Below are 17,903 nucleotides of genomic sequence, written 5' to 3' on the forward strand. Positions count from 1 at the left end.
TGAACTCCTTTAAAAGTAATACCTTCATTATATCAAAAAACTCAATTTGTAGCCATTCTCAATAAGGAATATCTCTTTAAAAAATCAAAAAGCATAGCCTATTAAATAAACATCCAATAGACAAATGCTTTACTTTTCTTATTATTCGTAATCGTCTTGAATTTAAAGTCCGTGATGTTTTAGCTGATCAGCTAAGCTAGCAAATTCACTGATACTCAATGCTTCTCCTCTAATCTTTGGAGAAATGTCAGCATCAGTCAGTGCCTTTTCTAGTGCGTCTTTAACAGCTTCACTTTTACCAAAATAGTTAGTTAAATTATTCCAAAGGGTTTTCCTACGATGCACAAAGCTAGCTTTGGTCACCTTGAAAAAGAAGTCCTCATCTAAAACAGACACCAACGGTTCTGGACGTCTAACCATTTTTAAAATGGCAGAGTCAACGTTTGGTGCAGGAACAAAAACTGTTCTCGGGACAATAAAAGCAACTTTGGCTGTCATATAATATTGGACTGCTATAGATAAACTCCCATAAGCCTTGGTGTTTGGTTGAGCTGAAATCCGATCAGCCACTTCTTTTTGCATCATGACGACAAACTCGCTAAAAGGGATTTTACTAGCAATCAAATGCATGAGAATTGGGGTTGTGATGTAGTAGGGTAAATTAGCTACAACTTTAATGGGAAGATTGGGATTTTTAAATTGTCTGATATGAGTGGCTAAATCTGTTTTTAAAATATCTTCATTAATAATAGTCACATTGTCAAAATCTCTTAGCGTATCTGATAGGATGGGAACTAGACGCTCATCAATCTCAAAAGCCATCACTTCTGCCGCACTTTCAGCTAAAAACTCAGTTAGCGCTCCAATTCCTGGACCAATTTCAATGACATTGACCCCTTCATCAATCTCTGCTGTTGCAACAATTTTTTGAAGAATATTAGTATCGGTTAAAAAATTTTGACCAAATGATTTCTTAAAAGTAAAACCATATCTCTCTAAAATGGCTCTTGTCACACTATAATCTGCTATTCTCATGTTCTTCCTTCTCATACTTTGTCATCGACTCTTCCACATCTTTTAATAAAATGCCGAAAAGTTCTAATCGATTTAATAGTTGTTTGCCGTTACTATAGCCAATACGTAACTCTTGCCCTAGAAATTCTCTACGTCTACGACTATCCTCAGATAAGATTAATCGAAGACGAACAAGGTCTGACCTTTTAATATCAAACTGATTGTCATCATCAAATGACTGTGTCACACCTTTTAATGCTTTTTCAAGGTCTTCAAAGCTAGCGTGCTCCACACCAAGCGAACGCCCTTTGGTTTTAGATTTGGGTCTTGCTTCATTTTGATTTAAAAAGGCATGCTTAAGAGTTGGTATAGCAGTCATAAGCCTTTTTCTAATTCGCTCACCGCTATAATCTGGATCGGTAAACACAATCACTCCTCGCAACTGATGCAAGCGTTCAATCCTTTCAATATCGTCTTCTGTTAGGGCAGACCCTTTCGTTTCATAGGTATCCACGTCATAAAAACGTCTCAGATTGGTCGTATCATCCTTACCTTCAACCACAACAACTTCTTGTATCTTAATTTTCTTAGTCAAGTTTAAATATCCTTTTAGCATTTTGATAAGAGGCATCTGCCACTTCTTCCACTGGTATACCTCTTAATTCAGCAATTTTTTCAACAATATAGCGCGTATAGGCTGGCTTGTTTTCACGACCTCTTTTTGGAACAGGTGCTAGATAAGGAGCATCTGTCTCAACCAATAATTTATCTAAGGGAATATTTTTAGCTGTTTCTTGAACCTCTAAGGCTTTTTTAAAGGTAACAACACCAGAAAAGGAAATCATCATCCCAAGGGCAATCAATTTTTCAGCCATCTCTAATGAACCTGAATAAGAGTGCATAATGCCACCATAAGGACCAACACCCTCTTCTTTTAACACTTGATAGGTATCTTCTAGAGCATCTCTTGTGTGAATCACAAAAGGTAGCTCGTGGTCTTTCGCCAGTTTAATTTGGCGCTTAAAAACGGTTTTTTGGACTTCTTTTGGTGCTGTCATCCAGTGATAATCAAGACCGATTTCACCAACAGCGACCACTTTTTCATCTGACAAATGAGACTTGATAAAAGCTTCCACCTCATCTGTGTAAGTGCCTGCTTCTGTGGGATGCCACCCAATGGTTGAGTATAAATTGGGGTATTTTTGAGAAAGTTCAAGACTTCTTTCAATCGTTTCTTGATCAAAACCAACGATATTCATCTTAACCACACCAAATTCTTTGGCAATGGCTATCTCTTCTTCTTCACGATCAAAAAAATGAGAAACATTTAAATGGGTATGGGTATCAAAAATCTTCATCATTATTATAAAATAAGTGATTTTCTAGTGATGCTAGAGCACCTATTTTCTTCCTTTCTAACGTTTACTTTAACATTTATCTAAGGGTAGGTTTTATTTATTATATCATACTTTCTATTTTCTTTAGCTCACCTATTAAATAAGAATTTTTCAACAAAAAAATCAACAGGCTCGAGTTCCCGCTGATTTTTGTTTTATTATCTTCTGTTATTATGCAGACAATACTTTGCGTCCTTTACGACGACGGCTTGCTAATACGCGACGTCCGTTTTTTGTTGCCATACGATGACGGAAACCATGTTTACGTTGACGACGGATTTTACTTGGTTGAAAAGTACGTTTCACTTTGAATACCTCCTCATTAGATTTTTGTATTCGTTTAGCCGGCTATTTCTTTGATCAGTTACTAAACATACTAAACCATTCTATAATAAATGAGAGGACTTGTCAAGCTAGCCTTTCTTTTTTTTGAGTTTGTCATTGATTTCTTGTACCTGCTTTTTAGAAATTAAAAACATGATAAAGGAAATGGCAAAATAAATGATGAAAAACTGGATAATGAAGCCCAAGTAAACGCCCAAATTAGCACCAAAATCAACCCAATGATTAAAATAGTTCATTGCAAAAACGATAAGAAAAACAACCGTCAAATGACTAAGAGATTTTTGTAAAAAGGACCAGCGTTCTATCTCATAAAATAGTGATGCCAAGCCGATAAAGCCACTTAAAACAACTGTTATTATAATTTGTTGAACAGTTTGTACGGGTGTTTTAAACACTAAAAGGAATAAAATGTAGATAATCATCCCAATTCCTATGCCAAAAATAAAATGGTTCCAATATTTTTTCATGATACTTCTCCTTATAAACCTAAACGCGCTTCTAACTCTTTCAAATACCTGCGACTAACAATAGTTCTAATATTCTTATCTAATCTAGCTGTCATATTACCTGAAAAGCTTGCTTCTAGATAATTTAAATGGTTGATGTTGATAAGACTTTGTTTTGACACTTGGACAAAATTAGGATTTTTTAGACGTTCCTTAAACTTATAAAGACGGTCATTTGTGCGAAGTGTCCCTGTCATTGTTTCTAAAATGAGTTGAGTGCCATCGACATCAACCAAAATCAAGTCTTCCACTTTTAGGAGGACAATGCGATCTTCTGTTTTAACCGGAATGACATTTGGTGTGATTTCCGAAAAAAGCTCTAAATAATGTAACAAATCAGCCACTTCTTTATCATAGCTAGCTTTTTTGATAATGATTTCTAACTGTTCTTTTGAACGGTCTTCTTCAAAGCGACAATCCATCTGCCATCACCCCTTTTTTTACAAATTTGTTTATGAGAATCAATATGATGCTTATAAGGATAACAATAATCACTAATACTATGGCATCTTCTCTTATCGTTGTCAAGTGCTGCCAATTCACCCCGATACCTAAGAATTCTCTCATCGATTGTGTGAGACCATCAAACCGATTATCCAGAAGAATCTGGCGATATAAAGAGGATAGGTAAATGGCAGGTGTGTAGGTTAAAACTTTTTGAGCCACTAGTGGTAAGACTCCTATACTAATGTAGGAACCTGTTAAAAAACCAGCCAGAGTGCCAACAATATTGCCCAAGACTTCTAAGGTACTACTCTTTTTAATAAAGTAGAGCAGTAACATCGCCATTAACGAACAAACCAGAGATGTCAAACAAATGGCGAAAAAGAGAACTAACAGTTGTGGTAAAGACAACAATAATTGATACTGGAGATAAAGAGTTGTTAAACTCAAAAAAGAAACAACTATTTGCATCACGATACCAACTAGAGTGGCACTTAAAAAGTAAGAGAGTTGTAAACGCCATAAACCTACTTCTGTTAGCAATAAATCAGCCATCACTTGACGTTCTCTATCATAGACAAAGCGCGATACAGCAGATAAAGTCGTACTAATAGCAGCTGTGGCTAAAACCCCGCCCATCATCCACAAATCTAAAATCTGATTAGCATCAGGTAGTGAGTCGAAAGCTTCTAATAAATTATCTCGCAAAAACAAGAAATATAAACCATAACCAATAAGAGCGCCAAGCATCGAAAAGATCACTCTCATTTTATTACTAAAATAAAGACGAATATGACGTTTGATTAATGTAGATATCATTTGATTTCCTTTCCAGTTAGTGCCATAAAGGCATCACTTAAGGTCGCTTTTTGATAGTTAAAATCAAGAATGTCAGGTGCGTAGCGACTTAAAATAGCAATACTGTCCTTTGTAGTGATGGCTTCAAAAACAAGAGTCTGACTATCTATCCGTCTAGCACCTTCAAAATGACGAGACGATGCGGGGTTACAAGTGATGAAAAGACGATTTTTAGCATGAGTGGCAATCAATTCTGACACTTTTCCTTGAGCAAGGAGTCTTCCTTCTTCTAAGATATAAATCTTGTCTGCCTGCTCAGCTTCTTCCAGGTAATGAGTCGTTAAAAATATGGTTAGCCCTTGTTCTTTCAAGCGATTTAAAAATTGCCACAAAAGTGTTCTCGTTTGCACATCTAATCCTGTTGTCGGCTCATCTAAGAATAAAATATCTGGTTGGTGAACGAGTGCCCTTGCAATATCAACACGACGTCTTTGTCCTCCAGATAATAAACCATAGCGTTTCGTCAACAGTGGTTTTATTTCTAACAGGTCAAGTAACTTCTCATACCACTCTTGATTTTTGTGGTGATATAAGGCGATGCGACTTTTTAAATTTTGTGCTACTGTCAAATCACTGTCTAAGACACTCTCTTGAAAAACAACACCCACAGATAAACCTAATTTTTTGCTGATTTGACCCGAACTAGCTTCCAAGAGACCTGTTAATAATTTCATTGTTGTTGATTTGCCAGCACCATTTGTTCCTAAGTAGGCAACCAATTCTCCTTCAAGCAATTCAATGGTAAGATCTTTCAGAGCCAGTTTACTGCCATAGGATTTACTAAGATTCTTTGTTTTGATAAGCATGATAGCCCTCCTTACAGTCTTATCATAGCAAAAAGAAAAAACCTTGACACAAGAATCAAGGTAAGTGGTTCATTTTTCGCGATAAGTGGTTTAAAAAAGATATTAAAAAGATTTACAACTAAGAGAAAAGTCGTTAGAGTATTCTAACGACTTTTTTATCATTTGCTAATTATTCAACACTCATCAAGTATGGATAAACAGGTTGATCCCCTTGGTGAACTTCAATGTCTAAATCATCATAAGTTTCCTCAAGATAACTAACAATCTTGTCTGATATTCCTTTTGAACCGTCTTCACCGACGTAGATGCTAATAATCTCACTATCTTCATCAATCATCTGATTGAAGGTTTCTTTAAGAGCACTCTCCATATCAGGGTTTGAGACAACAATTTTACCATTAACCATTCCTAAAATATCATCTTTTTTAATCGCTAATCCATCAATGGTAGTATCCCTTACTGCTAATGTCACACCACCACTGGTTACATCTGATAGACTCTCAGTCATAGCTTCAAAATTTTCTTCAAGAGAATTTGAAGGATTAAAGGCTAAAAGACTAGTAAATCCTTGCGGAATAGTTCTTGTTTCAACGACTTTAGTAGGTACATCAACAACCTCAGCCGCTGTTTGAGCAGCCATAAAAATATTTTTGTTGTTTGGTAAGATAATAATATTATCAGCATTAACTGCTTCAATTGCTTTAACAATATCTTCTGTAGAGGGGTTCATTGTTTGCCCTCCAGAAATCACATGATCAACACCTTGCGATTTAAAGATATTTGCTAGTCCTTCACCTGCAACAACGGCAATAATACCATATTCTTTACGCTCTTTTGGTTCATTGTCGTTTACTTTTTGGACTTGTGTATCATGTTGGTTTCTCATATTGTCCACTTTAACTTTCATTAAAGCACCATATTTGAGACCTTCTTGAATGACAAGACCTGGATCTTCTGTATGGACATGGACTTTTACAATCTCATCATCATTAACCACTAAAAGAGAATCACCGAGATTGCTGAGATAATTTTGAAAATCATTGTAATCAAATTCTTTGACATAGGTTGGTCCTTGTTTAAGACCTACCATAATTTCTGTACAATAACCGTATGTAATGTCCTCAGTTGCCACGTGTCCCACAACAGCTTTATGGTGTTCAGCGTTTATCATCTCACTCATAATCGCTGGAGTGGCTTCAAACTCTTCTGACACCATATAATCACCTGTCAATGCAGATAAAAAGCCCTCATAGATGTAGACAAGACCTTGACCGCCAGAATCAACAACACCAACTTCTTTAAGAACTGGCAGTAAATCGGGAGTCTTAGCTAAAGCGGCTTTTGCACCATCAAGTGCAGCGCGCATCACTTCAACAGCATCATCTGTTTCTTCAGCTTTTTTAATGGCAGCTCTTGCTGCTCCTCGAGAGACTGTTAAAATAGTCCCTTCAACAGGTTTCATAACAGCATTATAGGCAACCTCAACTCCAGATTGAAGAGCTTGAGCCAAATCCTTGCCATCAAGTTCTTCTTTTCCTTTGATGCTTTGACCAAAACCACGAAATAGTTGTGAAGTGATTACTCCAGAGTTCCCTCTAGCACCCATTAAAAGTCCTTTAGAGAGAATTTCTCCAACCTCTCCAACTGTTTTAGCAGTTTTTCCGGCAACTTCTTTAGCACCATTTTCTACGGTCATACCCATGTTAGTTCCTGTGTCACCATCGGGCACTGGAAAAACATTTAATGAATTGACGTATTCTGCTTGTTTGTTAAGACGAGTACTTGCTGCTTGTACCATCCCTTGGAATAAACTTGTTGTAATATTTGACACTAGTCTTCTCCTACCACCTTGATATTTTGGACATAGACATTGACCATATCCACTGAAATTCCCAATTGGTTTTCAAGATTAAATTTAACACGCTCTTGAATGTTTTTAGACACTTCACTAATTTTAACACCATAACTCATAACAGTGTACACATCGACAGAAATGCCTTCTTCTGTTGATCTCACAACAACACCTTTTGCGTAGTTTTCTTTGCGCAAAAGAGCTTGAAAATTATCTTTTAGTGTACTTTTGCTTGCCATTCCAACAACACCAAAAATTTCTGTTGCTGAACCGCCAACGACTGTTGCAATAACATCGTCTGACAATTCAATTTGACCATCTTTTGTATTAATTTTTACAGTCATATTCACTACCTCAAAAAGTTTTTATCAGTTTATTTTATCATATTATCTAGACATTGTAAAAAAATCATTGTCTTTTCAATTATCTGGCCACTTTTTTCAGTTTTTGAGCAATATAAAAAGAGCTTGCGCCCTTTCCATGAAACAAGAAATCTTGTTTAACGTTTCTTAAACACGTTCTACTTTTCCAGATTTAAGTGCACGAGCTGATACCCAAACTTTTTTAGGTTTACCATCAATCAAAACAGTTACTTTTTGAAGATTTGGTTTAACAGTACGTTTTGTCTGGTTCATCGCGTGTGAACGGTTGTTTCCTGATACAGTCTTACGACCTGTAAAGTAACATACTTTAGACATTTGTGTTTCCTCCTACGTAGAATATATAAGGATGTGCTAGCACCACATACCGTAGTATTATAACATAAGCTAAAAAAGATAGCAAGGACATTTTCTTGAAATGTTTGATAAGAAAGACTTTATGCAAAGAACATTAACGACTTCAAATAAAAAAGAGTCCACCTTATAAGGTAGACTCTCATAATAACTTATGGCTAGGCTTTGTTTTCTGATCCGAAAACATCGATACGTTCTTCAATAGCATCTTGAACGGCTTTAATACCTGGTGCTAAGAATTTACGTGGGTCAAATAATTTTTTCTTATCGTATTCTGCTGCGTTAGCATTGTATTCTGCTGCAAATTGACGAGTAGCATCTGAAAAGGCAATTTGACCTTCAGTGTTAACGTTAACTTTAGCAACACCTAAGGTGATAGCTTCTTTGATTTGCTCATCAGGAATACCTGAACCACCATGTAAAACGATTGGCACACCTGGAAGAGCTTCTGTTAATTTCTTCAAGTGGTCAAGGTCTAATCCTTCCCAGTTTTCTGGGTATGGACCATGAATATTACCGATACCAGCTGCTAAGAAGTCAACACCTGTTGCAACCATTTCTTTAGCGTCTTCAATTGGAGCAAGCTCGCCCTTACCAATGATACCATCTTCTTCACCACCGATAGTACCTACTTCAGCTTCAACTGAAATACCTTTTGAATGTGCTAAAGCAACTACTTCACGCGCTTTTTCAAGGTTTTCTTCAATTGGTAAATGAGAACCATCAAACATGATTGATGTGTAACCAACTTCGATAGCTTCTAGGGCATCTTCGTAGTGACCATGGTCTAAATGAATAGCTACAGGCACTGTGATATTCATTGCTTCAACTAAGTTAGCAATAAGGTTACGAGCAACGCGGTAACCACCCATGTATTTAGCTGCTCCCATAGACGTTTGGATAAGAACTGGAGCTTTTTTAGCTTCTGCGGCACGCAAGATAGCTTGTGTCCATTCAAGGTTATTTGTATTAAATCCACCAACAGCATAGCCGTTTTCACGTGCTGCTTTGACAAATTTTTCTGCTGAAACGATTGGCATTTTAATAGCCTCCTCAATATTTTTTAGGATTTTTCCTATTACTCGTTCATTTTATCACATTCCTTCTAAAAATACCAGTCTTTAGAAATCAGAAAAAACGCTTTCTTATGAGGAATATAAAAAGACCAGCCTAAGCTGGTCCTTAATTTGCGGAGAGAGGGACTTGAACCCTCACGACCTAAAGCGGTCACAGGATCCTTAGTCCTGCGCGTCTGCCAATTCCGCCATCCCCGCGATTGACAACATAGTAGATTATATCAATTTCACTCTTATCTGTCAATATTATTTATCATATTTCTTTAAAAAGCTAGCAATTTTTTCTTCATAAGCCTTAACATCTGTCGAAAAGGTTTTGGCATGGTCTGCTCCTTCAACAATGTAGAGTTCTTTAGGGGCTGTTGTTGCCTCATAATTCTCATAAACCATCTCAGTGGGAACAAACTTGTCTTCTGAGCCATGAATAAAGAGAATTGGTCTGGTGTTTTTTTCTAATTGCTTAATAGAACTAGCTTCTCCATAGGTAAATCCTGCACGAATTTTCGACATAGCAGACACTTGATATAGAAGTGGAAAAGCTGGTAAGTTGTACATGTCTTTTGCTTGATAGACTAATTCATCCCAAACACTAGTGTAGCCTGCATCCTCAATGATTGCTATTACTTGTTTAGGGAGTTCTTCTTCTCCACTAGCCATCATAACTGTAGCTCCTCCCATGGATAATCCAAAGAGGATGATTTGACTGTTTGGCTTAATATCTATTAACATTTCTGACCACTTGATAATATTTAAACGGTCATTCCAACCATAACCAATGATTCGTCCTTCACTGTCTCCTGCAGCAATATTGTCTGGCATCAAAACATTATAACCTAATTTGTGAAACAACCAGCCATAAGCCATCATTCTTTCTTTACTTGATGAAAAACCATGAACAATAATAACCGTTTTATCAGTCTTTTTAGGAGCCTCTACGTACCAAGCCACCTGTTTGAGTCCACCATTTGTCATTTCTAGGGTTGTCTTTTCTAAAGCTGCAAATTCTTTCTCATAGGCATAGAGAGGATCTGTTTCAGGCGTTGGTTTATTATTAATAAACGTTTTCTCAGCTCTTACTTGTGCTTCATTGAAAAAATAGAAGGTTGCCGCGAGAGAAATCATACTTAAAATACCTATAACAATAATAATAATTTTTGATAATGTTAACTTTTTCATAGTTGTTATTATAACTTATTTCAATTAAAAGATAAAGAACTCCAAAACAATTTGAAGTTCTTTCTATTATATTATTGACTATTTTTAACAGCAGCTGTGATAAAAGCGGTGTATAATTCTTCTGGACGGTTTGGTCGGCTATGAAGCTCTGGGTGATATTGCGCTGCCACAAAGAATTTTTTATCAGGTAATTCAACAACTTCCATTAAACGATTGTCTGGTGAGACACCTGAAAAGACAAAGCCAGCTTCTTCAAACTGTTCACGGAATTTAGTGTTAAACTCATAACGATGGCGATGGCGTCTTTGAATCACTTCTTGATCATTGTAAGCTTTAGCTGCAACACTGCCATTTTTTAGTTTACATGGGTAAAGACCAAGTCTTAAAGTCCCTCCCATATTTTCAATATCAATTTGATCACGCATGATATCAATAATTGGATAGTTAGTCTCAGGATTAAGCTCTGAAGAATTAGCATCTTCTAAGTGTAAAACATGTCTTGCAAACTCAACACAGGCAAGTTGCATACCAAGACAAATTCCTAGCATTGGCACATCTTTTTCACGCGCATAACGAATGGCTTCGATTTTACCTTCTGTTCCACGGTGTCCAAATCCACCAGGCACAATGATGCCATCAGCATCAGATAACATACTGTCAACAGTTTCTGCTGTTACTTCATTAGAATTGATCCATTTCAAATCAATCATTGAATCGTTGATATAACCTGAATGTTTAAGTGCCTCAACAACAGATAAATAAGCATCAGGCAACTCTACATACTTACCAACAAGAGCAATTCTCGTTTTCTTTTTAAGTGACATGACTTTATCAACCATTGCTGTCCACTCACTCATATCAGCTTCTGGGACATCAAGATGAAGATGATCACAAACAATTTGATCCATATTTTGAGCTTGCATGTTTAAAGGAATTTGATAGAGATGTTCAACATCACGTGATTCGATAACCGCTTCTGGTGCTACATCACAAAATTGGGCTAGTTTATTTTTAATGCCCTGCTCAACTGGTTTTTCTGTTCGAATAACTAACATGTTAGGTTGAATCCCCAACCCTCGTAATTCTTTAACTGAATGTTGTGTTGGCTTGGTTTTCATTTCACCAGCCGCTTTTAAATAAGGTAGGAGTGTTGTATGGATATACATCACATTATCACTACCAACATCTGATTTCATTTGGCGAAGAGCTTCTAAAAACGGTAAGCTTTCAATATCACCAACAGTACCACCAACTTCTGTAATGATAACATCAGAGTCTGTTGTTGAAGCGGCTCTTTTAATTTTTTCTTTTAAGGCATCAGTAATATGTGGAATGACTTGAACAGTGGCACCAAGATATTCCCCTTTACGTTCTTTTTTAAGAACCTCACTGTATATCTTACCTGTTGTGACGTTAGAATATTTGTTAAGGTTAATGTCAATAAAACGTTCATAATGACCCAAGTCAAGATCAGTCTCAGCACCATCATCTGTTACATAGACTTCACCGTGTTGATAAGGACTCATGGTTCCTGGATCAATATTGATATAAGGATCAAACTTTTGAATCGTTACTTTTAAGCCACGATTTTTAAGCAGTCTTCCTAAACTAGCTGCTACAATCCCTTTACCAATAGAACTAACAACACCACCTGTCACAAAAATATACTTTGTCATCTTTTGCTCCTTTAATAAATGTTAAAAAATAAAAAATGCTCCCTAATTGCTTAGGGAGCTTAGTCGACCTCAAAAAGAGGTGCCCAGTAAATAATATAAACTATCTTGATAGATTTGTCAATTACCAATTAACTAAATATCATCTGAATTATCATCATCTGAATAGTCATCGTCATCATCATCGTCATCTTCTTCTTCGTTAATATCAACATCCTCATCAAGATCATCTTCTGGAATGATTTCATTTAACTCTGAATCGTATGACTCTACTTCTGATTTTTCATCATCTGGATCATCATCGTCATATTCTAAATCATCATCATTAGCGTCAAAATCCTCATCTTCTGGATCATCATCGCTATAGTCGATAGCATCATCATCACCATCCATAAAGGCGTTGACTCTCTTTTTCTTACGTTTTGGAGCACCATCTTCTTCATCTTCTAGAGTGATAATTTCTTCATCAATCTCATCAACCGCATACCAAGAACGAAGTCCCCATTTGTTTTCTCCTAGTGGAATAAAACTACCATCAGTATTTAAATCCGCATAAAAATAGGGTAAGCCTTCACGAATATCAGCGTCTGATTTGCCCAAATAGCTTTGAATGGCGTTAACAAGATCACTAAAGTGCATTTCATTGTCTCGGCCACGCTCTTCCAAAATGGCACGTGCCACCTCAATCATTGATAATTCACTTTTTTCTTGTCCAGCAAATACTTTTAATTCCAAAGTTATTCTCCTTATCCTTGTCATTATTCTTTATTTTACGCTAAATTTAATGTTTCGTCAAAACTTTTTGCCAAAAACAAAATTATTAAAAGTTTTCCATTATCATGGTCGCTGTTTAATACTAGCACTAAAACAAATTATCTGACTATCACAAATGAAAAAGCCAAGGCTAATCATATGATAGCCTGACTTTTAAGAATTGATATTATTTTACTTTAACTGTGCTTGTAATAAGGTCTACAGCTTTTTTCATCATAATATCATGTTTTAACATATCTTCTGAAAGCAATGAACGCACTTGTTTAACATCCATATTGTAGTCTGATGCCAATGTTGTGATTTCATTTTCAATTTCTTCATCAGTTGTTTCAAAGTTTTCTTGTTTTGCAATAGCTTCAATCACAAGATTAGTTTTTGTACGTTTTTCAGCATCTTCTTCATATTGTTTATGAAGATCATCTTCGGTTGTACCTGTTAATTGATAGTACATTTCTGGTGAAATACCTTGACGTTGCATATTGCCCATAAATTCGTTCATTGCTCTGTGTACTTCATCATGAACCATTTCTTCTGGCAATTCAACAATCTCAGCATTTTCAACAGCAAGTTCCAAAGCTGCCGCTTCTACAGCATCTTGATAAGCTGTTTCTTTAGCTTCTTCTAATTCTTTACGATATTTAGCTTTTAATTCATCAAGTGTTTCCACTTCTTCATCAATATCTTTTGCCAACTCATCATCAAGTTCTGGTACTTCTTTGGTTTTCACTTCATGAATAGTTGTTTCAAACTTAGCATCTTTTCCAGCCAAGTCTGCTGCTTGATAGTCTTCAGGGAAAGTCACTTCAACTGTTACACTATCACCAGCTTTAGCACCAACTAATTGGTCTTCAAAGCCTGGGATAAATTGACCGCTACCAAGTTCAAGTGAAAAGTTTTCACCTTTTCCACCATCAAATTCTGTACCATCAACAGAACCGACGAAATCAATAACGACAGTGTCGCCATTTTCAGCAGCCTCTTCTTTGATAACTAATTCTGCAAGGTTTTGACGCTCACGTTCAATTTTCTCATCAATTTCGCTATCAGCAACATCTTTTGTTTCTTCTACTGATACTTCAAGATCTTTATAATCTCCTAGTTTAACTTCAGGTTTAGTCACTACTTCAGCAGTTAAAACCCAGTCTTTTCCTTTTTCCATTGAAACGATATCGATTTTTGGCTGAGCAACAACCTCTAAACCAAGTTCAGCAACAGCAGCTTCATAAGCATCTGGAAGAACGCTATTTAAAGACTTTTCATACAATGCTTCCTCACCAAAACGTTGGTTAAATACTGAACGAGGAATGTGGCCTTTACGAAATCCAGGCACAGCTAAATCTTTCTTTAATTGATTAAATGTTTTGTCAAGAGCAGGTTTAATTTTGTCTTGACCAATCGTAAATGTGATAACACCTCGATTTGTTGATTTGTTTTCAAACGATGTAGACATGAAGTCATTCTCCTTAAATAATATGATTACAGTTTAGTTTATCATATTTGTTGCTTTTTTTAAACCATTTTATACGAATTCATTAGATTTTTCCTATTTTAAAAATGATGACCACTTTCAAACCTTTTGCTTATCAAAATAAATTTTTCTATGTTGATTGTGATTTCTTAAAAAAATTTTGTTACACTAATAGAAATAGAAAAAGGAGTTATTATGTCTCAATTTACAACTTATTGGAATCAATTTTTTAGTGGTGAAATGATAGAAAGTATCATTTCAAAAGGGATTTCTTTAATCCTTCTCATTATCTGTTTTTATATTGGCAAATGGATTTTTCAATTTTTAGTCCATCATATTCTCGACCGAGTCTTATTAGCCTCAAAGGTTGATGACAAAAGAAGAGAAACGCTGTTAAAACTCTTTCAAAACTTATTGAATTATCTACTCTATTTCTTTCTCATTTATTCCATCTTAATTATTCTGGGGGTACCTGTCTCTGGTCTATTAGCTGGTGCAGGGATTGCCGGAGTTGCTATAGGTTTAGGAGCTCAAGGTTTTCTAACAGACGTTGTTAATGGGATATTTATTCTTAGTGAACGTCAATTAGATGTTGGTGAAAATGTTGTTTTAGGAAACATTGATGGTATCGTCACAAGAGTCGGAATTAGAACTACTCAAGTCAAAGATTTTGATGGTACTATGCATTTTATTCCCAATCGCAACATCACTGTTGTTAGTAATCTATCTCGCTATCCAATTCGTGCAAGAATTGATATTCCCATCTTTCCTAACACAGATGTTACTGAGGTTAGACGTGTCATAGAACAAGTCAATCAAGAAGAAGTTCCTCATTACCCAAAAATTACTAAAGCGCCTGAAATCTTAGGTATCACGACTTTACCTAATGGTCAACTCGTTTTTAGAATTGATATTTTTGCTAAAAGCGGTTTTCAATTACCAATAGAATATACTTTTTATACCCTTTATCAAAAAGCCTTAACACAGGCAGGTGTTTATAAAAAAGGAGAGCTTCCTTCACCTCAAAAAAATAAGTTGGGATGAAATTAGTAAATCAATTCAGCCATTTCAGCCAACGACATTCACTTATTTTTCAACAAACTTATTAACTAAAAAAGCCAGGATTTTAATCCTAGCTTTTTCTTGTTTAAAATTTTCGAATAGGATCTTTAGCATACTGGGCTCTTTGACCACCAATTAATTTAGGACGACTAGAGAGAGCTGTCACATGGGCTTTACCTAATTCTTTCATCACTGGTCGAATGGGAACTTGAACATGCTTAACATGCATACCGATGCTAGTATCTCCTATATCAAGACCAGCAAAAGCAACCACATGTTCCACCTCAACAGGATCTTTCATGTATTTAAAAGCTGCGATCTGTCCACTCCCACCAGCGTGAAGAGTTGGTAAGACACTGACTATTTCAAGATTGTGTTTTTCAGCAAACTCGCGCTCCACAACAAGAGCACGATTGATGTGCTCACAACCCTGTACCGCTAAATAAATACCTTTTTCTGATAAGGTATCTAAAAGTTCTTTCACAACAACCTCACCAATTTCAAGACTTGAAGTTGTTCCAATATGATGTCCTAAAATTTCACTACTTGATAGACCCAAAACAAATAATTGACCACTTCTTATCTGACTTCGTTCAATGATATCAAGGCTTATTTTTTGAGTCTCTTTTTTTAATTCTTGTAAATCCATTTTTTAACCTCTTACTTTTTTTGTTAGTCGTCAGTGTATGATTTTTTATTTTTTAAGACGTTTTAGAGCTTGACTAACACTAAAACCAACTGCCATACCAACCATATTTTGCAATAAATTGCCATAAATATCAGCAGATGCCGCAGCATAGCCATACATCGCATTAGAGGCTAAAAAATAACCACCAACCATGGTAATGGTGGCAAAAATTAATCCGACTCCTCTTTTTTGACCAGCCCATCCGGCAAAAAACCCTTGCCCACCATGAGCAAACAAACTGATAACCATCCAGTTAGGATAACCTAAAATAAGGTCAATAAGAAAGCCAGATAGACCACCAACAATAGCTCCTTCTTTACTACCAAAATAAAAGGCAGTGAAGAAGATACCAGCATCTAATAGGGTTAAAAAGCCTGTTGGCGTTTTAATTTGAATATAAATCCCTAATATAATGCTTAGTGAGCTGATGATAGCAAGTGTCGTTAATTGTGATAGATTAGTTTTTTTCATCTTGTTGTAAAACTCCATATTCATTAGCATTAGCAATCGCTTGGTAGACAAAATCTTTAGCAAAACGGGTTGCCAAAAGAGGGGTTTCTCCCTTAGCTAAATAGCTTGATAAGGTAGAGGCAAATGTACAGCCAGCACCTGTATTATTCATGGTCAAAAGTGGTTTTGTAAGGTCTACATAGTTTTCCCCATCATAAAAAAGATCAATTGCTTCGTTTTGATTAAAACGTGAACCACCCTTAATGACCACCATTTTGGCACCAGCCTCATGTAACTGTTTGGCTGCTTTTTTCATGTCTGAAAGAGTGGCAATTTTAATGCCAGACAGAAGTTCAGCTTCTTTTAAGTTAGGTGTAATGATTGTTGTGTAGGGGAAAAATGATAAGAGGTGTTTGCGCATACTAGACACTTCATCATCATTATTTTCTTTAAAAACAAGGACTGGGTCTAAAATAATAGGTATATCTTTCTTTGTTTTTAAAAATGCCAATGTTTTTTTAGCAATTGCTTCATTGGGTAAAAGACCTATTTTGATGGCAGAAAATGAAATGTCTTTCAAACTATCCAGTTGTTTTTGAAAAACAGTCTCATCAATCGCTGTTATTTCAAATCCTGACTCAGAAACAGTCGCAATGCTTGTGAGCGCTAAAAAGCCAAAGAGGTGAAAGTGATGAAAGGTGGCTAAATCAGCTTGTAAACCACCACCACTCAACACATCACTTCCAGCAATGGTTAATATATAATTAGTCTTCATAACTAATCTCCTTTAGGTAAAGACCATTTGGTGCAGCTGTAGGTCCAGCTAGGTGACGATCTTTTGAAGCAATAATCTTTTGAATTTGATTGACAGGCATTCGTTTGTTACCAATCTTCAAAAGTGTACCGACCATATTTCTCACTTGCTTGTATAAAAAGCCGTTTCCTGTGAAAACAAAAGTGAGAAAGTGACGACTCTCATCATAGCTGACTTTAGCTGTTGTGATTGTCCGTACTTTATTTTCAATAGACGTTCCTGCTGCTGTAAATCCTGTAAAATCATGTGTTCCCTCTAAATCTTTTATAGCTTCTTCTATTAAAGAAACTTCAATCGGATAAGGAAAATGAGTGGCATAATGGCGCATCATTGGATTTTTTGGTCTGCCAATATCAACTAAAAATTCGTAAGTTTTGGTATGTTTTTGATAGCGGCAGTGAAAATCATCAGAGACGACTTCGATTTTTTTGACGTCAATATCATCAGGTGTCTGAGTATCAAGCGCAAAACGCAGTTTTTCAAGGTCACGAAGATTAGGAAGGTCAAAATGGATGACTTGACCATAAGCATGAACGCCTGCATCTGTTCGACCGGCTCCCTGAATAAGAACTTCTCGGCCACTATTTAATTTTAATAAGGTTTTTTCAATCTCTTCTTGAATGGTTCTTTGATGAGATTGTCTTTGAAAACCAGAAAACTGAGTACCATCATAGGCAATGGTTGCTTTGTATCTTGTCATGCTTAAGATTATAACAAGATGGCTATAAATAAGCAACTATGTTTGACTGAGTTGAATGATTTATTG

Annotated in this window: 21 protein-coding genes and 1 tRNA gene; 1 reads left to right on the forward strand and 21 read right to left on the reverse strand. The window is 36.0% G+C overall.

What is annotated here, in order from left to right; translation table 11 throughout:
- Positions 1-162: 162 nt before the first annotated feature.
- From rsmA to tig, 17 genes are all read right to left on the reverse strand, one after another.
- Complete coding sequence (gene rsmA, locus N7659_RS01045) at positions 163-1,035, reverse strand: 16S rRNA (adenine(1518)-N(6)/adenine(1519)-N(6))-dimethyltransferase RsmA (protein WP_263275391.1); 873 nt, start codon at positions 1,033-1,035, stop codon at positions 163-165.
- Entirely contained in the window at positions 1,016-1,630 is a 615-nt protein-coding gene (gene rnmV / locus N7659_RS01050) for a ribonuclease M5 (RefSeq protein WP_263275437.1), read from the reverse strand. The genes rsmA and rnmV overlap by 20 nt, the downstream gene beginning before the upstream one ends.
- A complete protein-coding gene (locus N7659_RS01055) occupies positions 1,602-2,375 on the reverse strand; it encodes a TatD family hydrolase (RefSeq protein ID WP_263275392.1) in 774 nt (257 codons plus the stop codon). Before N7659_RS01055 ends, rnmV begins: the two co-directional genes overlap by 29 nt.
- A 207-nt stretch (positions 2,376-2,582) precedes the next feature.
- Positions 2,583-2,717 (reverse strand): 50S ribosomal protein L34, encoded by a 135-nt coding sequence (gene rpmH / locus N7659_RS01060; protein WP_018370325.1) that lies wholly within the window; start codon positions 2,715-2,717, stop codon positions 2,583-2,585.
- 107 nt (positions 2,718-2,824) lie between these two features.
- Positions 2,825-3,223, reverse strand: a complete 399-nt coding sequence (locus N7659_RS01065; RefSeq protein ID WP_199567881.1) for a DUF3021 domain-containing protein — start codon at positions 3,221-3,223, stop codon at positions 2,825-2,827.
- Positions 3,224-3,234: 11 nt separating this feature from the next.
- The gene (locus tag N7659_RS01070) at positions 3,235-3,684 is read right to left on the reverse strand and encodes a LytTR family DNA-binding domain-containing protein (protein ID WP_263275393.1); all 450 of its coding nucleotides are present in this window, start codon (positions 3,682-3,684) and stop codon (positions 3,235-3,237) included.
- Entirely contained in the window at positions 3,668-4,525 is an 858-nt protein-coding gene (locus N7659_RS01075; RefSeq protein WP_263275394.1) for an ABC transporter permease, read from the reverse strand. The genes N7659_RS01070 and N7659_RS01075 overlap by 17 nt, the downstream gene beginning before the upstream one ends.
- Complete coding sequence (locus N7659_RS01080; protein WP_263275395.1) at positions 4,522-5,370, reverse strand: ABC transporter ATP-binding protein; 849 nt, start codon at positions 5,368-5,370, stop codon at positions 4,522-4,524. The genes N7659_RS01075 and N7659_RS01080 overlap by 4 nt, the downstream gene beginning before the upstream one ends.
- Before the next feature lie 169 nt (positions 5,371-5,539).
- On the reverse strand, positions 5,540-7,201 hold the full coding sequence (locus N7659_RS01085) for a DAK2 domain-containing protein (protein WP_263275396.1): 1,662 nt from the start codon (positions 7,199-7,201) through the stop codon (positions 5,540-5,542).
- A complete protein-coding gene (locus tag N7659_RS01090) occupies positions 7,201-7,566 on the reverse strand; it encodes an Asp23/Gls24 family envelope stress response protein (RefSeq protein WP_263275397.1) in 366 nt (121 codons plus the stop codon). The genes N7659_RS01085 and N7659_RS01090 overlap by 1 nt, the downstream gene beginning before the upstream one ends.
- Before the next feature lie 165 nt (positions 7,567-7,731).
- Positions 7,732-7,920: a 50S ribosomal protein L28 gene (gene rpmB / locus N7659_RS01095; RefSeq protein WP_018370332.1), complete on the reverse strand. Its 189-nt coding sequence runs from the start codon at positions 7,918-7,920 to the stop codon at positions 7,732-7,734.
- Between the two features lie 194 nt (positions 7,921-8,114).
- Positions 8,115-8,996 (reverse strand): class II fructose-bisphosphate aldolase, encoded by an 882-nt coding sequence (locus tag N7659_RS01100; protein WP_263275398.1) that lies wholly within the window; start codon positions 8,994-8,996, stop codon positions 8,115-8,117.
- Positions 8,997-9,144: 148 nt separating this feature from the next.
- Positions 9,145-9,230 (reverse strand) — tRNA-Leu (locus N7659_RS01105).
- A gap of 48 nt (positions 9,231-9,278) precedes the next feature.
- Complete coding sequence (locus tag N7659_RS01110; protein ID WP_263275399.1) at positions 9,279-10,208, reverse strand: alpha/beta hydrolase; 930 nt, start codon at positions 10,206-10,208, stop codon at positions 9,279-9,281.
- 71 nt (positions 10,209-10,279) lie between these two features.
- Positions 10,280-11,884: a CTP synthase gene (locus N7659_RS01115; protein WP_263275400.1), complete on the reverse strand. Its 1,605-nt coding sequence runs from the start codon at positions 11,882-11,884 to the stop codon at positions 10,280-10,282.
- A gap of 132 nt (positions 11,885-12,016) precedes the next feature.
- Entirely contained in the window at positions 12,017-12,616 is a 600-nt protein-coding gene (gene rpoE, locus N7659_RS01120) for a DNA-directed RNA polymerase subunit delta (protein ID WP_263275401.1), read from the reverse strand.
- A gap of 205 nt (positions 12,617-12,821) precedes the next feature.
- The gene (tig, locus tag N7659_RS01125) at positions 12,822-14,105 is read right to left on the reverse strand and encodes a trigger factor (RefSeq protein WP_263275402.1); all 1,284 of its coding nucleotides are present in this window, start codon (positions 14,103-14,105) and stop codon (positions 12,822-12,824) included.
- A gap of 213 nt (positions 14,106-14,318) precedes the next feature.
- Here tig and N7659_RS01130 point away from each other — a divergent pair, with 213 nt between their 5' ends.
- The gene (locus tag N7659_RS01130) at positions 14,319-15,167 is read left to right on the forward strand and encodes a mechanosensitive ion channel family protein (protein ID WP_263275403.1); all 849 of its coding nucleotides are present in this window, start codon (positions 14,319-14,321) and stop codon (positions 15,165-15,167) included.
- A gap of 103 nt (positions 15,168-15,270) precedes the next feature.
- Here N7659_RS01130 and N7659_RS01135 read toward each other — a convergent pair whose 3' ends face one another.
- The 4 genes from N7659_RS01135 to truA are packed head-to-tail and all read right to left on the reverse strand — an operon-like array spanning position 15,271 to position 17,837.
- The gene (locus tag N7659_RS01135) at positions 15,271-15,834 is read right to left on the reverse strand and encodes a TIGR01440 family protein (RefSeq protein WP_263275404.1); all 564 of its coding nucleotides are present in this window, start codon (positions 15,832-15,834) and stop codon (positions 15,271-15,273) included.
- Between the two features lie 45 nt (positions 15,835-15,879).
- Positions 15,880-16,344 carry an ECF transporter S component gene (locus tag N7659_RS01140; protein ID WP_263275405.1) on the reverse strand — a complete coding sequence of 155 codons (465 nt, stop codon included), beginning with the start codon at positions 16,342-16,344 and terminating at the stop codon, positions 15,880-15,882.
- Entirely contained in the window at positions 16,331-17,098 is a 768-nt protein-coding gene (locus N7659_RS01145) for a bifunctional hydroxymethylpyrimidine kinase/phosphomethylpyrimidine kinase (RefSeq protein ID WP_263275406.1), read from the reverse strand. Before N7659_RS01145 ends, N7659_RS01140 begins: the two co-directional genes overlap by 14 nt.
- Positions 17,088-17,837, reverse strand: coding sequence for a tRNA pseudouridine(38-40) synthase TruA (gene truA, locus N7659_RS01150; protein WP_263275407.1), 750 nt, complete (start codon positions 17,835-17,837; stop codon positions 17,088-17,090). The genes N7659_RS01145 and truA overlap by 11 nt, the downstream gene beginning before the upstream one ends.
- Positions 17,838-17,903 lie beyond the last annotated feature (66 nt).

Origin of the sequence: Streptococcus sp. CSL10205-OR2 (assembly GCF_025660655.1) — a bacterium.
In the GTDB taxonomy this organism is placed as follows: domain Bacteria; phylum Bacillota; class Bacilli; order Lactobacillales; family Streptococcaceae; genus Streptococcus.

What these genes read in the sequence shown, in the direction of transcription:
- N7659_RS01145 (WP_263275406.1), bottom strand. Translation starts at nt 17,098, where the DNA reads ATGAAGACTAATTATATATTAACCATTGCTGGAAGTGATGTGTTGAGT.
- N7659_RS01115 (WP_263275400.1), bottom strand. Translation starts at nt 11,884, where the DNA reads ATGACAAAGTATATTTTTGTGACAGGTGGTGTTGTTAGTTCTATTGGT.
- N7659_RS01135 (WP_263275404.1), bottom strand. Translation starts at nt 15,834, where the DNA reads ATGGATTTACAAGAATTAAAAAAAGAGACTCAAAAAATAAGCCTTGAT.
- N7659_RS01055 (WP_263275392.1), bottom strand. Translation starts at nt 2,375, where the DNA reads ATGATGAAGATTTTTGATACCCATACCCATTTAAATGTTTCTCATTTT.
- N7659_RS01100 (WP_263275398.1), bottom strand. Translation starts at nt 8,996, where the DNA reads ATGCCAATCGTTTCAGCAGAAAAATTTGTCAAAGCAGCACGTGAAAAC.
- N7659_RS01130 (WP_263275403.1), top strand. Translation starts at nt 14,319, where the DNA reads ATGTCTCAATTTACAACTTATTGGAATCAATTTTTTAGTGGTGAAATG.
- rnmV (WP_263275437.1), bottom strand. Translation starts at nt 1,630, where the DNA reads ATGCTAAAAGGATATTTAAACTTGACTAAGAAAATTAAGATACAAGAA.
- N7659_RS01075 (WP_263275394.1), bottom strand. Translation starts at nt 4,525, where the DNA reads ATGATATCTACATTAATCAAACGTCATATTCGTCTTTATTTTAGTAAT.
- N7659_RS01065 (WP_199567881.1), bottom strand. Translation starts at nt 3,223, where the DNA reads ATGAAAAAATATTGGAACCATTTTATTTTTGGCATAGGAATTGGGATG.
- N7659_RS01070 (WP_263275393.1), bottom strand. Translation starts at nt 3,684, where the DNA reads ATGGATTGTCGCTTTGAAGAAGACCGTTCAAAAGAACAGTTAGAAATC.
- tig (WP_263275402.1), bottom strand. Translation starts at nt 14,105, where the DNA reads ATGTCTACATCGTTTGAAAACAAATCAACAAATCGAGGTGTTATCACA.
- rsmA (WP_263275391.1), bottom strand. Translation starts at nt 1,035, where the DNA reads ATGAGAATAGCAGATTATAGTGTGACAAGAGCCATTTTAGAGAGATAT.
- N7659_RS01080 (WP_263275395.1), bottom strand. Translation starts at nt 5,370, where the DNA reads ATGCTTATCAAAACAAAGAATCTTAGTAAATCCTATGGCAGTAAACTG.
- rpmB (WP_018370332.1), bottom strand. Translation starts at nt 7,920, where the DNA reads ATGTCTAAAGTATGTTACTTTACAGGTCGTAAGACTGTATCAGGAAAC.
- truA (WP_263275407.1), bottom strand. Translation starts at nt 17,837, where the DNA reads ATGACAAGATACAAAGCAACCATTGCCTATGATGGTACTCAGTTTTCT.
- N7659_RS01090 (WP_263275397.1), bottom strand. Translation starts at nt 7,566, where the DNA reads ATGACTGTAAAAATTAATACAAAAGATGGTCAAATTGAATTGTCAGAC.
- N7659_RS01110 (WP_263275399.1), bottom strand. Translation starts at nt 10,208, where the DNA reads ATGAAAAAGTTAACATTATCAAAAATTATTATTATTGTTATAGGTATT.
- N7659_RS01140 (WP_263275405.1), bottom strand. Translation starts at nt 16,344, where the DNA reads ATGAAAAAAACTAATCTATCACAATTAACGACACTTGCTATCATCAGC.